This is a genomic window from Psittacicella hinzii (assembly GCF_003585885.1).
Classification (GTDB): domain Bacteria; phylum Pseudomonadota; class Gammaproteobacteria; order Enterobacterales; family Psittacicellaceae; genus Psittacicella.
The window spans coordinates 1-17,209 of record NZ_NRHC01000129.1 but is presented as its reverse complement, the minus strand read 5'-3'; the positions used below and the strand labels follow the sequence as shown (position 1 = coordinate 17,209).

Annotated in this window: 9 protein-coding genes and 2 pseudogenes; 1 reads left to right on the top strand and 10 read right to left on the bottom strand. The window is 36.8% G+C overall.

The genetic code is table 11. The features are described from left to right. Window positions 1-184 precede the first annotated feature (184 nt). From CKF54_RS07580 to yhdJ, 7 genes and pseudogenes are all read right to left on the bottom strand, one after another. Window positions 185-1,564 carry a capsule biosynthesis protein gene (locus CKF54_RS07580; protein ID WP_119525748.1) on the bottom strand — a complete coding sequence of 460 codons (1,380 nt, stop codon included), beginning with the start codon at window positions 1,562-1,564 and terminating at the stop codon, window positions 185-187. Window positions 1,565-1,580: 16 nt separating this feature from the next. Continuing rightward, window positions 1,581-3,962, bottom strand: a complete 2,382-nt coding sequence (locus tag CKF54_RS07575) for a capsular polysaccharide biosynthesis protein (RefSeq protein ID WP_119525747.1) — start codon at window positions 3,960-3,962, stop codon at window positions 1,581-1,583. 380 nt (window positions 3,963-4,342) lie between these two features. Next, a pseudogene (locus CKF54_RS07570) lies at window positions 4,343-4,621 on the bottom strand (integration host factor subunit alpha); the annotation flags it as partial. A 105-nt stretch (window positions 4,622-4,726) separates the two neighbouring features. Beyond that, window positions 4,727-7,129: a phenylalanine--tRNA ligase subunit beta gene (pheT, locus tag CKF54_RS07565; RefSeq protein ID WP_119525745.1), complete on the bottom strand. Its 2,403-nt coding sequence runs from the start codon at window positions 7,127-7,129 to the stop codon at window positions 4,727-4,729. 8 nt (window positions 7,130-7,137) lie between these two features. Next, on the bottom strand, window positions 7,138-8,139 hold the full coding sequence (gene pheS, locus CKF54_RS07560; protein ID WP_119525744.1) for a phenylalanine--tRNA ligase subunit alpha: 1,002 nt from the start codon (window positions 8,137-8,139) through the stop codon (window positions 7,138-7,140). 1,730 nt (window positions 8,140-9,869) lie between these two features. Then, a complete protein-coding gene (locus CKF54_RS07555; RefSeq protein ID WP_119525743.1) occupies window positions 9,870-10,625 on the bottom strand; it encodes a hypothetical protein in 756 nt (251 codons plus the stop codon). A gap of 217 nt (window positions 10,626-10,842) precedes the next feature. After that, on the bottom strand, window positions 10,843-11,643 hold the full coding sequence (gene yhdJ, locus CKF54_RS07550; protein ID WP_119525742.1) for an adenine-specific DNA-methyltransferase: 801 nt from the start codon (window positions 11,641-11,643) through the stop codon (window positions 10,843-10,845). Window positions 11,644-11,881: 238 nt separating this feature from the next. On the opposite strand from yhdJ, the gene CKF54_RS07545 reads away from it, so the two are divergent. After that, the gene (locus tag CKF54_RS07545; RefSeq protein ID WP_119525741.1) at window positions 11,882-13,876 is read left to right on the top strand and encodes a hypothetical protein; all 1,995 of its coding nucleotides are present in this window, start codon (window positions 11,882-11,884) and stop codon (window positions 13,874-13,876) included. Between the two features lie 385 nt (window positions 13,877-14,261). Here CKF54_RS07545 and CKF54_RS07540 read toward each other — a convergent pair whose 3' ends face one another. From CKF54_RS07540 to CKF54_RS07530, 3 genes and pseudogenes are all read right to left on the bottom strand, one after another. Further along, entirely contained in the window at window positions 14,262-14,936 is a 675-nt protein-coding gene (locus CKF54_RS07540; protein ID WP_119525740.1) for a hypothetical protein, read from the bottom strand. A gap of 861 nt (window positions 14,937-15,797) precedes the next feature. Further along, on the bottom strand, window positions 15,798-16,934 hold the full coding sequence (locus tag CKF54_RS07535) for a DNA adenine methylase (protein ID WP_119525739.1): 1,137 nt from the start codon (window positions 16,932-16,934) through the stop codon (window positions 15,798-15,800). Window positions 16,935-16,944: 10 nt separating this feature from the next. Next, a pseudogene (locus tag CKF54_RS07530) lies at window positions 16,945-17,209 on the bottom strand (DNA adenine methylase); the annotation flags it as partial.

The following is a 17,209-nucleotide window of genomic DNA, read 5'->3' as shown; positions in this document are numbered from 1 at the left end:
CAATTTCGGGAATCCCTACTTAAAGAGCACTACAAATAAAGAGCACTACAAAGCAGAGCATAATTTTGCTCTGCTTTGTTAGTGTTAGTTTATCTTGATAGTGCAGGTTACTGCGCACACTACATTGTGCTTATAACTGTACTGTGTTCACACTACATTGCACCCATACTACATTGTGCACATACTACTTAGTATTTGTCGTTTGCACATTTGTAGCTTGCGCATTTGTAGCTTGTTCTGCTTTTACCGTTTGTGCAATATTTCCAGTTTGCGCTGTATTTGCAGTTTGTTCTGCATTAGCATCTTGCGCTGTACTTGCAGTTTGCTCTTCCTGCTCGGCTTGTACTGTTGCCAGAAAGTCTTCAAGAAAAACTTTGGTGTAAAAGTTACCATTAATTTGGGTATGGTACAGATGATAGAAGCGATAAGCCTTTTCTAACTCTTCATCAGGTGGAGTACCTTTAGTCCAGAAATCATCTAAACTACCTTGGTATGTTAAGCCGGCAATGTTATACGACGCCTCGCCTAGCACATAAGTTGGTAAATGGTGGATCAAAGAAGACATTCCTGAAGTTGAGTTAACTACAATTACCCCAAGAGCTTTACGCATTAAAATCGGTAAAGCTAAACCTTGAATGTAAGTAACTCTGCCTCTTAAGCTCGGATAGCGAGCTATCTCTTGCTTAATGTACTTGCGATAATTATTAAAACCACGATCTAGTGGGTGGTGCTTTAAGATTAGTTTGCTATCACGCGGTGCGTGTTTAGCAAAGGATGAAAGCACGTAAGATATGTAAGCCTCTATACTTTTCTTCTTACTATGTACTTTGATTTGACTATCAATTGACATTTGTAACGGAAAAACAAAGAAGTTGTTATATTCACGATCTTCAATGCGTTTACGTAACCAACGTTCAAGCGGATAGTTAAACCAGTAACGCCACAGAGCTTTTAACCAACTTTTTATGTAGAACCAAAAACCGGAAGCTCTATGGTGCTTGTAGTACTTGTACTCACTTTTATGCCACCACATGAAGATGTAATAGATTACAGCAACTTTGAGCATAGGTAAGAAACCACCACCTGGAGATTTACTTGCAGGTTTAGTGTGGTGCTCATTATGCTCAGCAAAGAAACTAGCTTCACGTGGCAATGGTGAGTAAGCATTTACCCCGTCTTTTTCCAAGGTAATGTAAAACGGACGATAGTAACCCTCTTCAAACACCCAGAAGTTTAATCCCAGTTCTTTAGCAAGAGCTTTAGCTTGACGGTGATAAAAACGACAGTCACCAAAACAAACTATAGAATCAATTTGCTCTTTTTGTACTAAGTAAGTAAGAAAACTTCTGAAGTTCTCAGGGACATCATGATAACCGTAAGTATGCTTGATCTTGCTACCTGGATAATAATGCTCATCTCCTCCGTTAAAGTTTACTTTAACTACATGTTTACCTTGAGCAGTTAACCATTTACTGAGATCAGCAAAGAAGTTACCTATCGGTCCTTGTAAAAGTAAGAATCTCTGGCCTTGGCTTGCTAATAAGCTAAGGTTATGATTTGTCATCTTGATTTTTCTTCATTTAATAACGCCATGCACGATACAATTGGTAAATTTTACTAAACTGTTTAGCTAACCAATTGCGTTTTATTGGAGTTACTCCCTTCAAGCGCTGGCGTTGTAAGCTAAGGAAAGTAACAGCATCTAATGCTTGAGTAAACTCTCGTTGATTTGGGAGCTTGTAAAGTGGGTAAACTAACAAAGTAGCAGCCATCAGTTGCTCTAGAGTTAAACGACGGCTACGACGATCACATGGTAAATGATCGGTTGTTAATCCCCAACCTGCATAAAATGGTATGCCGTAGCAATGCACTTGTTTGCCACGTAACAGTGCTTCAAAACCAGCCAATGAAGTCATAGTATGCACTTCATCAACTTGGGCAATACAATCAAGAATGTTTGCTTGCTCAATTTGCTCATCGGCATATTGCTGGACTTTTTCTAAACTATGATCCCCTAGGCGGTTTTTACTAACAACATCAGGATGTGGTTTGTAAATAATGTAAGCCTCAGGATTTAATTCTCGTACTTTTTGTAATAGGGTTAGATTTGAGCGAATCTCAGGTGAACCATACGCAAGAGAAGCATCATCTTCAACTTGCCCTGGAACTAAAATTAAACGTTTGCCTGCTCCGCGTTTAAAATCAATGCTTTGCTCGCCTACATTGTATTTAGCAATCTTTTGTGAAATAAGCTCTGCTTGTAAAACTTGAGCTTGGGCTAATTCGTAAGGAGCAAACTGATAGTTTTGACAAATGTCTTCTAAGTCACTTGTCGTTTGACTGTTAAAGTAAATCCCTTTACCGTCTAAAACTAGTGATAGAGGCGCAACTAAATTCGAGCCTAAACCTACTGAACGAATAAAACCATCTTCAATACGGACTACAGGTAGTTGGTATTGTTGCGCTAACTCAAGTTGAGGCGCTTTACCTTGTCCCCAGAGAAGTAAAGTAGCTTTGTGCTGTTGTTCTTTATTCTGTAGCTCTATACTTTGTTGTTCTCTGTTATTTTTTTGCTCTCCGAGCTCTTTTTGCTCTTGTTGCAGTTTTTGCGCTTTGAGATTTTCTTTTTGATTTAGTTTTGCTGTTTGTTTAGACAAGATTTTTGCAAGTTTCTCTCTTGTCGTAAACTTAACCCCTGCCGGTAAAAATGGTTTGAGTACCGCTCTTTTCCAAAAAGACATATCAAGAGCATAAAGCTCGCCTTGGAGCTTAGCATGATAAGCTCTTTGTTGGGCAAGGTAAGTTAGCACTTGCCAAATATTTCCTTCTTCTCCAGTCGCTGGATTAGCATAGCGTGGGTAGCGTAAGTAAGCAGCTAAGACTAGTTCATTTAAACTTTTTGCACAACGGCGCTCACCTTGGTTAACTAACTCAGCAATAAATGGATGGTAATCTTGAGTTAATCCCCAACCTGCGTACCAACATGCGCCAAAAGTATGTACTTGTTTGCCGGCAATTAAAGCTTCAAAACCTAGTTGTGAAGTTACCACGTAAACCTTATCGACAAACTTAAGCAAAGATTGCGGATTACAGTCTTGACTAATAAAACGTACTCTTGCCGGTACTTCTTTGAAGTAACCTTGTTTTTTCCCAGTTAATACATCAGGGTGAACTTTTAACCAAACTTCACCATCTGGGTTTTGCTCTAGGGCAGTTTGGAGCATTTGTGCAAAGGTCTGTTCGTTAGCTTGCCCGTAGACTACAGCCATATCTTGGTAGGTTTGATCAACTACTAGTGAGATTTGTTTGTTACTATCATAGCCCCAAGCTTGAGCTTGCGCTAGGGTTAGATCAGGTGCATGGTTGTACTTTGATAAAGCATGCGCCAGAATGTAATCTTGCACTTGTTGCGCTTGCGCGCATTCGTCTTCGCTTGCCTCTTGGAAGATTAGTTGCTCTAAACGCGATGGTTTAGTTAAATCGTAGTAGATGCCTAAATGATCATACACAATCGATAGAGGTGTACTACCATTTACGCCTAAATCATAAGAACGAATAAAGCCATCTTCAAGAGCTAGGTAACTTGCTTGGTACTCTTGCGCTAAAGCGCGTGCTTTAGTAGTTGTTGGGCGATAGCCCCAACCTACAAGGGTAACAGGATCTAGTCTTACCTCTGCTACGCTTGGCGTAAATTGCGCACAGGTTTTGCCAGCTAAAACAATTGCTTTAGCTGTTGTTTGAGGTTGAACTTCTGAACTTCCTTGGCTTGCTTGGTTTGCTTGGCTAGCTTGAATTTTTTGTGCTTGGTTTACTTGCGCTTGGCTAGCTTGTGCTTTTGCCTGTGATAATAACGCTTGTTTAACCTTACTTGGGTAAGCTACATAACTTAGTTCAAGCTCGGGAAATAGAGTTCTTGCTGTTTTAATTAATTTACGCGAAAAACTATAGGAAATAGAGGGCATACTAAGTGAAAATTAATAAATTTTTATCCTAATTATTATACTATGAGACAAGGCTTTACAAACAAATAAAGAGTGCTACAGTTTAACTGTAGCACTTTAATCTGTTTCTAAAACTTTGTCAGAAAAGATAATTTATCAGGTAAAAAGTAGTTTGTTTTGAATGTGTAATAAGAAAAAGGTTTAATTTAAAAATTGTTTTTTGTTGTTACTTGTTACTTAGCTACGCCGGAAAAATGTAGTGGGGTTTTCAGTGGTAAGGATGATTGATTGTTGTATTCTGCTACCGGAAAATTATTTTGGTTCAGAAAATAATCTTCCGGGAAAACTCACTGCACTTTGTTAGCTGGGGTAATTTTTTAATTAAACCTAAACCTGATTAATTACTCTTCGTCAGAGTTTACACGTAATTTACGCGAAGGAACAAAACGAATCACTTTACGTGCCGTAATTGTTACTTCTTCACCTGTTCTTAGGTTACGACCTGGACGTGCGTTCTTTTCTACTACTGAGAAAGTACCAAAAGATGATAATTTAACTGTTTCACAGTTTAATAATCTTTCTCTGATAGTATCGAAAAATACTTGCACAAAACGTTTACTGATTGCTAAATCATAACCATACGCATGTTGTAATTTGTAAGCTAAATCTTTACGCGTTACACATGGTAATTTCTTTTTCTTGGTTTTTGTCGCTGTTGCTGTTGCAGTTGCTGTTGATTTAGCTTTTTTCTCTTCAGCTTTGCTAGTTGTCTTTTTGTTCATGTTCTAAATCTCACGCAGAACCGCACCAAATTCTGAAGCTAAAGCTTCTACCACGCGAGTCATTTCAGCGTTGGTTTCAGCATCTTCTAGAGTACGATCTGCCGCGGTAATAGTTAATGTTAGAGCTACTGATTTAGTGCCTTCTGCTAAAGGAGCACCAGTGAATAAGTCAAATAGATGAACATCAGCTAATAACTCACTACCTGCTTTACGGGCAGCAATAATTAAATCACCAACATTTACCTCATTTTGCACAATTAACGCGATATCACGTTTATTGCTTGGGAATTTTGACACTGGTTGTACTTGTGGTACGTGAGTTTTTGCAAATACATTCGCTTTTAATTCAAACATATAAGCGTCACCACTCACTCCAAATGGTTTAGCTAACGCTGGGTGCACTTTACCAATAACCCCAACCACTTCACCGTTTAGGATAATTTGCGCTGTTTGACCTGGGTGGAAACCTGCAACTTGTGCTGGCGCAAATGTAACGTCTGAAGCGGTAATCGCAATAATATCTTCAACAATACCTTTTAAGTGGAAGAAGTCTACTGCTTGAGATTTGTGGTTCCAAGTTTCAGGGAGAGTTTCACCTGCTACTAAACCTGCTAGCACTAATTCTTGGCTTACACCTAATTCAGCTTGCGCATTTGGTACAAACGTTAAACCCGTTTCAAAAATACGCACACGTTTTTGCTGACGTTTTAAGTTGTAAGCTAAAGTACTATATAAGTTTGTAAATAAACTTAAACGCATTTGACTCATCTCTACCGAAATAGGGTTAGGTAGATCTAAAGTCTCAGCATTAGGGTGGAAAAGAGATTGTAACTTCGGCTCAACAAATGAGTAAGTTACAACTTCTTGGAAGTCGCGGTTGATTAACACGTCTTTAACGCGATTTAATGGTAAATCTGCTTCGTTAAATTGACGCATAGATAAGCGAGCTTCTGGAGCTGCTGTAGGGATGTTTTCATAACCGTGGATACGAACAACTTCCTCTACTAAATCTTCAGGGATCTCTAAGTCAAAACGCCAGCTTGGAGTTGTAACTGTATAGATATTTGCTACTTCATCTACTTCTACTTGGCAACCTAAACCAAGAAGAATATCTTTTACTTGTTGACGAGAGTAACTAATACCAGCGATCTCTTCAATAAGTTTGTGGTTTAACGTAATAGTTTTAGTATTGCTTGGGATTTGCCCTACTAAATTAACAGGACCAGCTTCCCCGCCACAGATTTCTAATACTAATTGCGTTGCTCTTTCCATTGCTACTAAAAGCATTTGTGGATCAACGCCACGCTCATAGCGGTGTGATGCATCTGTGTGTAAACCATACTGACGAGCACGATTTACAATTGCTAATGGCGCAAAGTGCGCACATTCTAATACGATATCTTTTGTTTGTGGGTTAATACCAGAGTTTTCCCCACCAAAGATACCAGCTAGCGCGATTGGACCTTTAGCATCAGCAATTACTAAAGTATTGTCGTTTAATTCTGCTGTTTCACCTGAAAGTAAAACAATTTTTTCGCCAGCGTTTGCAGGACGAATAACAATTTTCTCATTTAAGTTTGCTTTGTCAAAAGCATGCATTGGATGTCCAAGGTCATGCAATACAAAGTTTGTAATGTCAACAATTGGATCAATTGAACGTACACCCACACGTGCTAAAAATTGCACCATCCACTCTGGAGTTTTTGCTTGTACGTTTACATTGTTGATTACACGTGAAGCATAAGCAGGACAAGCTTGGTCGTCAACTAATTCCACTGGGAAAGTTTCATTGTGACTTACGCGCTCACTTGCTTTAGCAAATAATTCCGCTTTGAAATCAACAAATTTAGTTGGGTGTTGGTATTTAGCAGCTAAGTCACGCGCTACCCCTAATTGAGATAAGCAGTCAGCACGGTTAGCTGTTAAACCAATTTCAATTGCAACATCATCTAGTTGTAAGTACTCACGTACGTCAGCACCAACTGGAGCATTTGCTGGTAGTTCGATAATTCCATCAGCTTCGATATTAATACCTAGTTCACTGTATGAACAAAGCATACCGTGTGATGGTTGACCTCTTAACTCAGCTGCTTTAATTTGGAAGTTACCAGGTAATACTGCACCAACTTTAGCCACACAAACTTTTAAACCTTGGCGGCAGTTAGGAGCACCACAAACTATATCTAATAGTTCACCGTTACCTACGTTAACTTTAGTTACACGTAATTTGTCCGCGTTAGGATGTTGTCCACATTCAACAACTTCCCCAACTACTACATTATTAAATTCACCCGCAACTGCTTCTACGCCGTCAACTTCTAAACCTAACATTGTTAGGTCAGAGATTAGTCTATCTCTTTGCGGTAGTCTTGCCCAGTTACGTAATGCTAATTCACTAACGATCATTTTCTATCCTAGTTGTTAAATTGTTTTAAGAATCTTAAATCGTTTTCAAAGAACGCACGTAAGTCAGTTACGCCATAACGTAACATAGTTAAACGTTCTACCCCCATACCTACCGCAAAACCACGGTATTTAGTTGGGTCGATTCCTACAGATTCAAGTACTTTAGGGTGCACCATACCACAACCTAGTACTTCTAACCATTTACCGTTTTTCCCCATAACATCAACTTCTGCAGAAGGCTCTGTAAATGGGAAATACGAAGGACGGAAACGAATTTGTAGTTCTTCTTCAAACACATTAGTTAATAAGTCGCTAATTACCCCTTTAAGGTTTTTGAAGCTAACTTTATCAGCATGGTCCACAAATAGTAATTCGATTTGGTGGAACATAGGTGTATGTGTTTGGTCATAGTCATTACGGTAAACACGACCTGGAGCAATAATTCTTAATGGAGCTGACATTTTCTCCATTGAACGAATTTGCACCCCTGAAGTTTGTGTACGTAATAAACGTTGCGCGTCAAACCAGAAAGTATCATGGTCTGCACGTGCAGGGTGGTGAGCTGGGATATTTAACGCATCAAAGTTGTAAAAAGCTGATTCGATTTCAGGACCACCAACAACCGTAAAGCCAATTTCAGTGAAAAATGAAACAATACGGTTAATAGTTTTGCTTACTGGATGTAAACCACCCATACCTTGACGATTACCTGGTAAAGTTACGTCAATACGCTCAGCTTCTAATTTAGCATTTAACTCAGCGGCAACAATTGCATCGCGACGTTCGTTTAATGCGTTTTGAGCTGTAGTTTTAGCAGCGTTAATTTTTGCGCCAACTGCTGCTTTCTCTTCATTTGGTACATCACGTAATTGTTGCATTAATAAAGAGAAGTGACCTTTTTTTCCGAAGAAGTTTAAACGTACTTCTTCTAACGCAGGTACGCTATCAGCTGCAGCTACTTGCGCTAACGCATCTTGCACTAGCTGATCTAGTTGTGAATTGTTAATCATAGAATAACTCTGTATTATCCTGACTCATCTAAAATCTATAAATAGTGGCAAGCCACTGCCTCTTTGTACTTAGTAAAAGTTAGATAAGCTAGTTAAAAAACTAGCTTATCTAATCGCTTATTCCCTCAAGCAGCTTTAGCTTTTTTACTTTTGTTCGCTTTAGCCTATTTATCTAGCTTATTTAGCCTATCCAGCTAGACGTTTAGCTTAAAGCGTGCTTGATCTTAAGCCTTTATTTACACTTAGAAACCCAAGTTTACTAGCTTACTTAGCTTAGTGTCAAAACTTGGGAGCCTAGCGTATCGTATCCATGTCAAACGTTTGGGGCTTATTATCTTAAAAGCTTGCTGGCTCGTTATCTTAAGCTTTTTACTTATTCTCTTGGTTTTATGTTAAAAAGAGAGAGCATAGCTAGTTTTAATCAGTAGTTTAATTACCTAGTAGTTTTATTAACCTGTTATTAACTTACTACTACTCTGTAATTAACTTACTAAAGTTTACTACCTAAAGTTTATTACCTAGGCTTTTGCTTTACCTCTTTTACTTTTAACTTAAAACCAAGAAAATAAACTGGTTATTCTTTGTCTGCTCTGAATAGTAAAAGGTAAAAAGATTATAAATTGGTCGTTTATATATAAAACCTCTTCCGTAGCTAATTGCTACTATAAACAACCATACAACTCTAAAAAACCATCACTATGTAAAACGGTAAGCTATCGATTAGATACTATCTATTAGATACAATCGATTAGCTATTATCGATATAGTTATATAGATGGTAATTTCTACCTTTTAACCTTTAGCTAAATCTTTTTCTTTACTTAATTTGCTCAATTTTCCTATTGTCGATTTTTTACTTAGTTTGTACTTACTACACAAAATTAGCAAAGCCCGACTATAAGCGCAAATTAAACTAGAATTTGCGTTTCGCTAACTTAACAAAATTGTCAGTTAGAAACGTTTTTCTAGTTTTTAAAATCCAGTTTTTAGCATAAAAATCAAAGAATTAACTTGGCTTTTTACGAAGAAAAATGAGCTTTTCTCTTACTAAGTATTTGAATATTATAGCAAAAAGTGGGTCATAATTTTAATTTTCTTCAAAAAAACGTTACTATTATATCGTTTTTTGAATTGAGAAAATGGCAAAATTGTACATTTTTATCAGCTAAAACAAACTAAATGATTATTTCTCTGTGAAAATTAGCCGTTTTAAGAAAAAAATGCTTTTTAATTATATCCAAGTTATGCTTAAAAAACAATATTTTTAGCATAAGCTTGGCAAGTAGCTTTTCTTTATGCAAGTTGCTCTTGTTAAGGCTAATTGTTACGGCAATATAGCAAGTAAAAACCTCTGTCTCTAGTCAGCTTTAGCTTATTGCTTTTACTTTCCTGAAAGTTTCGTACCAATAATAACTTTGCTCAACAGCAAATGGTCTCCTTACGCTTTAGCTTAAAAGCGTAAAGGAGACCATTGAATAAGACTGAATTAAGAGCTCTCTTAACCAAGTTTACCTTACAAAAACTATGGGAAACTGTTCTTGAGAAATAATTGAGAAATCAATATGGGAAAAGAAATAGCTTTAGCAACTAAGATTACTTAGAAAGCAGGATTACTTAGAAACTAAAGAACAAGAAAGTAAATTAGACCGAAAACTAAGACAAGCAAAAACTTAGTAAGACTATTAACTAAGGAAGTATAAAACTTAAAGAGACTAACTTGTTTGCTTGCTCTAATTGAACTTTTGTAAATAAGCTTCAGAGTTAGCCTGAATTTCCTCTAAATCTTGATCCCACAAGTGTCCTTCCTCTTCACTTTCTTCAGCAAAATCTATTTCAAAACTATTGTTTGCTTGCACACGAATGTATGCTTGAATCCAATCATTATGGCGTAACTCTTCAAGATGTTGATAAACTTCTTGCGCTAAGGTTTCCACATAAGCATAGCTTTGCGTAATATACTCTGCAAAATCATTGGGTTCCATGTCCTTTAATGCTAAGGCAAACTCTGGATGCACTTTTGCGAGAATGGGACGATATTGCTCTTCTGGAGCAATTGGACTACTTTGCTTTTGCTCTAAAGTTAGCTTGTCCCAGAAGCTTGCAAGATCATCTTCTTCCTTGAGTAACTTACTTGCAAGTACTAATAAGTAATCCAGATCACGAGAGATCTCATAGTAAACACCACGATCATCAACTGCCCATAAATACAAGTCTACTGTGCTCTCTGCACCAGTTACTTTAATTCCTCGTAACTTACCACTATGCGAAACCCATTCTTGCTCACTAACTGCAGGAACAACTTCCACAGCAAAATACAGTTGTTGTAGCCCAGGAACAAATAAATCACCAAGGTCTTCAACTAACTGATTGTACATCACTGGACTAATTAACTCACGTGGTTGATGAGCTGCATTGCGCTTACGGCGACGTGCAGTTGTTTTTTGCCAAAAGTCTTTAAAAAAATGATGAAAAGCAGCTAGGTACATAGAAGAGCTCCAAGGAAATTCAGTTACTAATGATTATGCCATTAATATCTTCCTTTTTGGCAAAATTTTGCAGGTCAAGAGTTTAAAATGGAGAATGTAAAAACCTCAAAGTAACAGTGAGCTGTCCTCTAGTCTCTCATACGATCTATACAATCATACAAATACATACAATCCCGTACTAGCCAATACGGTACTAAACTATCCCCTATCTTCACCTTTACTTAGTTTTTACTAAGACCTCACCTTTGTACTCTTGCAAAATTCCTAGTCGTCTTAAACCTATCTTGACATACTCTTCCTGAAACTCAATACTTATACTTCTTCGCCCCAGCTTTTGCGCTACTGCACTTGTGGAAAAAGTCCCTGCAAATGGATCTAGAACTAAATCTCCCTCGTTTGTGCTTGCCTTGATAATTCTTTCAAGTAAAGCTTCAGGTTTTTGTGAAGGATGAGATTCGTATTCAGGCATACGGTATCTCACTCTTGGGAAATACCAAGTATTTCCAAGAACTTTAGTACTCTTGTAAGGAGTAGGGACTTCTTTGCGGTAATCTATGAGTTTTCTTTGAGAGCCTGTTTTAGCCTCAACTTCAATAGCTTGAGCGTTAAAAGTGTAAGACTTTGGATTTTTAACGGCAAAGAGAATTGGTTCGTAGAGGGAACCAAAGTATTTTTTAGCTTGTACCCCAGAACTATCGTAATGCCAAACAATTCTCGAGAGAATGGTCATTCTCTTTCTTAACCAGATATCAAGATAAGGCATAGCTTGAGTGCTAGCCATAAGATAAAGAGATCCATTGTCTTTAAGTTTTTGAATGCAAAGCTCTAACCATTGGTAGCACCATGCAATGTACTCTTCTTCATCTTGCCAATGGTCATGAAACTGACTAAACTTTTTTCCAATGTTGTAAGGAGGATCTGCAAAGATTAAATCTACCGAGTTGTCTTCAATCTTTTTCAAGGCAACTAAGCAATCAGCAAAATAAATTTGCGTTAAGGTGTTGGCAAAAATTTTCATGCAATACTCTAAATTAAAGGTTGGAGGGGGTGAAAATGTATACGGTCTTGAACTTAGCAAGTGCTGGTCTCTGCACTGGCAAGTGTTGAGACTTGGTAAGTGTAGTTGCTTGAGTGGTACGTTCTTAAATGTTATTCTTAATTTAATGACAAGGTAAAAGTAACAGAATACTCGTATACCTCTAAGCAATCTTGGCTTATAATTATAGATAAAAACATTTCGATTTTTAAGGTTCTATATGACTTACTTTATCACTCGCGAACACGCAGAGCTTTGGCGTGCAAGTTACGTCAGTGCTACCTTGCCTTTACAGGCAACTTTTTACCAGTACAGCGTCTTACCAGATTGGCGCATGATGCGCGAAACTTTACTTTCTGACTATAATTTTAAATGTCAGTTCCGTGCTATTGCAGGGATGTATGATCAATCTCATTTCCCTAAATGGCGTAACACTGCTTTTTTCCAAAAGTACCCGTACAAAGCTAATCTGCAATATGCTTGTTGGTTAGCTACCTCTTACTGGCAATTACAAAGATTTGCTTTAGAAGAAGTAACCGCTTACAACCCTGAAGACACTCAAGCTCTGTATCTTGAGATGTTACTCGGCTTTGTCCGCTCATATGTTGCGATGCGTGCTCAAGGTGAAGCTTGCTTCTATCTTGATGGCTCAATCTTTAACCTCAACGCTCTTACTTACCGTCAATGTTTAGCGCTTGAGCAACTCCAAGGGATCAATGCTTTAGCCCTTGGTCGTCACCTCGGTCAAGCTTACATTGAAGCAACAAACTCTCATGAGTTTTACTATAAAGTTTTTACTTCTCTGCATGCTGATCTTAACTATGGTACAGCTTTAGCTGGAGTTGAGCCTCGTCCTACTGCTAGCAGTAGCACCGTAACCCCAAGCGTAGATTTTGCTACCCAACAAAACCTTGAAGTAAAACTAACTGGAGTAGCAAAACCTGTATTCTACGGTGATGAACGCGATCAATTGCTAGAAAAAATGCATCACGTATATGCTGACTACAACCGTGAAGCTGCAGCATTTAGAAAAGGTATGGGAATCAAGTGGGATTACTCACCTAGTAAAGCACGAGAAGTGTTAGCTCTTCAAGAGGAAACTTTTGATCTTCCGATTGATTACCAGCGTAAGTTAGATAAGGTTTGGTATGTAAAGGAAAATGCAGAGTTTATCTATATTGATGCCAAAATCGGGGCAGTATATCGTGAACTTGAATTAGTGGACTTTAATATTTTTAAACCTGAAGTTTACTTTTACTACCGCCGTATGTTAGTAAACCTATGGCAGTCATTAAGTCAAAGCTTTATCGGGCAATTAGGATTAACTTCATATATCTACCGTCAACGTTTACTTGACCTCTTCTTACCTTATGAAAAGGATCAAGAAGTAAGTTTTGCAGAGCAATACGATGAAAGTAGCTCGACATATAATTGTAACTTTGGTGGTACTTTTGTTCCACGTTACAACTTTGAGTACAACCCTATCAGTTTGGAATACACTGATTACCATTTAATCGTAACTCAAGATCTCTATCAGTTTGGTCCTAGTAAATTCTTTGCCCAATCATTTGGTTTAGACACCATGCAATTCCATCTGCTTGAGTATCAAGACACTGCTATTTCCGACTTAAAAGAGTTTGTCAAAACTTATAGCCGTGAACTTGCTCCTTGGGTAGTACAAATGGCATTCATGCTTCACGAGCTAGAAACTCCTAAACAAACTTCAGGACAAAACCAAGAAGCCACACAAACCCAAGAACAAAATGAACCAAACTCATTTAGTTCTACCAGTCGAGAAGTTAACCAGAGTCAACTAGCACAAGAGCGTGTTACTCTAATCAAAGATCAACTTGCCCAAGTTTATTCTCACTACCATGATAAACTTGGACGTGCAGAATTCTGGAGAGTTTTAGGAAGAGACTATTGTCCGAACCAAGATTACTTTGTTCCGGAAAGCTCAATCTACCAATACTATAATCTTTGCCAAACGCAAGTGCCTAGAGCTGTAAAAATGATAATGGATAACATGCCTCACGCAGCCTATGAACTAAGTACAACTTACTCACTTAAAGACGCTGTTACCTATCGTTCTTACTTCCTTTGTGCTTTAATCCCAGATAACAAACTAAATGGTGCAATTCGCGCGATTAAACTTATTGGTGGTATTATCTTTATAATCTTCATTCTGGGCTGTATTGGCTGGCTCTTTAGCTAGAAAAGAAATGAAGCTCTTTAGCTAGAAAAAGAAATGAGGATCTTTAGCTTTAGCTATAAAAGAAACGAGATTAAACGCATAAAGAACCAAGGATTTAGATCCTTGGTTCTTTATTCATGACTTTTATAAAAAAGTCAGGTGGAGTTAATTTAAATATAGACTTTACTTAAGTACTTATGTTGCACATCTTCTTTACGTATCTTCTTAGCTAAGTACTTCTTCTTTGGTTAAAGCTTGCCTTTGTTGTAAAAATAGAAAACGTTTTAACACTTCAATCCTTTGGAAGCGTTTAAGACTCTTTCTACGTCTTAATCTTCGGGTTCTTAAAGATCGAGAAATACGGGTTAACTTTTTTATTTTTACAGACTTATGTAGCATGCTCTTCTCAATTTGATTTCAGATGAGGTTTATAGTTGATCTCACTGATACTCGTATTGGAGTTTGTTAGTAAGAAATCATCAGGAACTTTTTTGTTAGCTAAATCTGCATGCAGTTTGGTTTTTAAAGCAATAAGTTCTTGGTAATATTCCGGAGCTCTTTCTGCTTTAAACTGGCAGTTTTTTCTAACAAAGTCGATGTTTTTAATTGAAAGAGAATGGTTAACTTTAGATTTTACTTGGGTTAAGCAAATTTCTACGTCTTGCATAAAGGCAACTACTTCAAGGCGAGTTAAGTTTTTACAAACAAAACGCTCTCCCATACTAGTTGTCACTGCAAGATGGAAAAATGGTGATTTACGTTCTTGGAGATAATAGAAACGCGAAATATCCAACCAAGATAAACGATAACGTCGTCCACTTTGTAAAGCAATAAACAAACGATCTACATTTGCATGTAAGTACTTAACATCAGTTAAGTCTTGGTACTTCGTTAGCTCAACACCAACAAAAGCATCGGCTGTTTTACCCTCGCCGTTTAAACGAGTAGTTAAATGATCGTAAGGGGTTTCTTGCGTTGGATCTGGTAGGTCTTTTACTTCAATATATTGATTTTTGTAGTTAAAAAGTTTGTAGCCTACAAAGATAAAGAATAATAAACCTATAAATAGTACATATAGCACAATAACCTCAGATTTATCCTAAATTCATGTACATATAATAATACATTTAGCCAAATCTTTCATCATCAACTTATCCTTATTTTACAAACAGATAACAACTTAAAGCAAAGAAAAATTTAGATTTGTGATCTTGATCACACTTTGCAAGTTTCAAGTTGAACCTGATGATCATTTTGTTCAAGGACAACTTTGTATCATATCCGCATAAAAAGAGTTTTTTATCAAGCAGTTAAGTTTGTAGGCTTTTCTTTTTACCCTAGGGGTTAACTTGTTTTACTCCTTAAATAGATACAAATTCTTATAACGAGAAAACAAGAGAGTTGAAGAAAATTGTAATTTTAACCTAAGGAATTATTTACCTATAAATCACTAAGTTATTTTTTGGTTTTTGAATTTTAGGTTTGATTGGGTTTTGGATTTAGGACTTAAGGTAGTGAGGTTTTGCTTTTAAGTTTTAAGATTTTGAGTTTGGGATTTTACCTTATTAATTTAAGATTTGATTTTTCAGTTACTTTCCTACCTAGAGTTAAGCTTAAAGTAGTTGCTGTTTAAGTTGCCAAATGTTGAGGCATTGAAGTCTGCCTTATTGATGTTTGCCTTATTGATGTTTGCCTTATTTACTTTTGTCTTATTTGGACTTTGGTAATAGAGGGGTTAATTATTTTCGTTCTACTTTAGCGATAAAAATTTAAGCTTTTGGTTTTAAAAATGATATTGGAGGGTAGGTTAATGATTAAAATTTGATATCCAAGCTTGGATTTTGCTTTCCAATTTTGGAATGAGGTGGGCTTAAGTTTTGAGGAATAATTTGATATTTGTATTTTCTTGTTTGCAGTATGTGAAAATTGCTAGTTTTGCTTATTACTTACTCAAGATATACAGTTTTTCTTTGATAAACTGCTTTTGACTACTTGCATGCTTATTACTTTTAAATCTAAGATAATCAAAATCAACAACTTCTAGATGACTGTTTTCACTTTTTAATACTTCTATAATTGAACCCTCCGGCATAATACCTTCATTGTTGTAGCTTAAAACTAAATGTTTATACTTACCGTATTTAACAAATTTCTCCAGCTCATCTAAAGCAGTTAATGCGTTACAGAATTTTGATTTCTGTAAAGAGTAATCTCTCATTCCAGAGACACCTTTTATTTCTGGAGAATCATATTTTGCTATAGTTTCAAGCAAGTGATAGTTTGGAGCATACTGACGTTTGTTGTAAGGAGGATCTAAATAAAAAATATCCGCTTCAACCTTGTCAATTAACTCGACCGCATCACCTTGATAACACTCGTTTTGCTGGGCATTAAGAATAATTTCAGGCTCTCGTAAATACATAGGCTTTAAAGCTCTAGGATCCCACTTTTTATTAAAAGCAGCATACACTCCTGAAATATTGGCATAGAAAGGAACGGTTTCTATTAAAGAAGCAAGTAAAATAAAGTACTCACTTTCTGTTAACAAATCCCTCTGGTACCAATCTTCTATCTGCATTCTAACTTTATCGATAAATACACCATTTTCACCAGTGTAGTACATTCTCGGACTTACTAAATTACTAGTTCCCTCTGGAGTATAGTTATCGTAGATAAAGCCTTTTTTACTCTCCAAGTTATTTAAATACGCTAGAACTTTGGATAAGTTAGAGGAGGATAAATTACTTTCTTGTAGATTGCCTCGCTCTGCATTACCTACCTCTACATTACCAAGTTTTAAATTGCTTGGTCTTACGTCATCTAGTTTTAGATCACCTATAACACTAGATAACTTTGCAAAGTTTACCTCTGAATTATTTTCTACATATGCTTTTTGCAACACATAAGAATAGTACATAATATCCGCACTAATTACTTTATAATCCAGTTTCTTAAAAAACTTTGCTACATTGGTTGTTCCTGAAAATACATCAAAGAAAGATTTACCTACCACGTTACGGGCTAGCATTTCTTGATATATCCTCTCGATTAACTTTTCTTTGTTTCCTATGTACCTCATGCACATTACCTTAATAATTAGTGATTAACACCTCTTTACTTTGGAAGCTTCCTTTCTTTCTGGTGTTATAAGAAGAGTTAGTATAGTTAGCTTGTAAATAATGCACCTTGTAGTTGTTTTTAACAACCCATTCTTGTAATAAGTGATTAACCATACCTTTATGTTCTAGCACATTAGATAAGGCAAACTTAATCCCTTTGGCATTTAAAGAATCTAATAGCTCAAGCAATTGCTTTTCTTCGGTTTCACTCCAACCTTTAAATAGGGATTCCCGA

Excerpts from the sequence above, each read along its gene's own strand:
- yhdJ (WP_119525742.1), bottom strand. The coding sequence starts at position 11,643 with ATGAAAATTTTTGCCAACACCTTAACGCAAATTTATTTTGCTGATTGC.
- CKF54_RS07545 (WP_119525741.1), top strand. The coding sequence starts at position 11,882 with ATGACTTACTTTATCACTCGCGAACACGCAGAGCTTTGGCGTGCAAGT.
- CKF54_RS07580 (WP_119525748.1), bottom strand. The coding sequence starts at position 1,564 with ATGACAAATCATAACCTTAGCTTATTAGCAAGCCAAGGCCAGAGATTC.
- pheT (WP_119525745.1), bottom strand. The coding sequence starts at position 7,129 with ATGATCGTTAGTGAATTAGCATTACGTAACTGGGCAAGACTACCGCAA.
- pheS (WP_119525744.1), bottom strand. The coding sequence starts at position 8,139 with ATGATTAACAATTCACAACTAGATCAGCTAGTGCAAGATGCGTTAGCG.
- CKF54_RS07555 (WP_119525743.1), bottom strand. The coding sequence starts at position 10,625 with ATGTACCTAGCTGCTTTTCATCATTTTTTTAAAGACTTTTGGCAAAAA.
- CKF54_RS07575 (WP_119525747.1), bottom strand. The coding sequence starts at position 3,962 with ATGCCCTCTATTTCCTATAGTTTTTCGCGTAAATTAATTAAAACAGCA.
- CKF54_RS07535 (WP_119525739.1), bottom strand. The coding sequence starts at position 16,934 with ATGAGGTACATAGGAAACAAAGAAAAGTTAATCGAGAGGATATATCAA.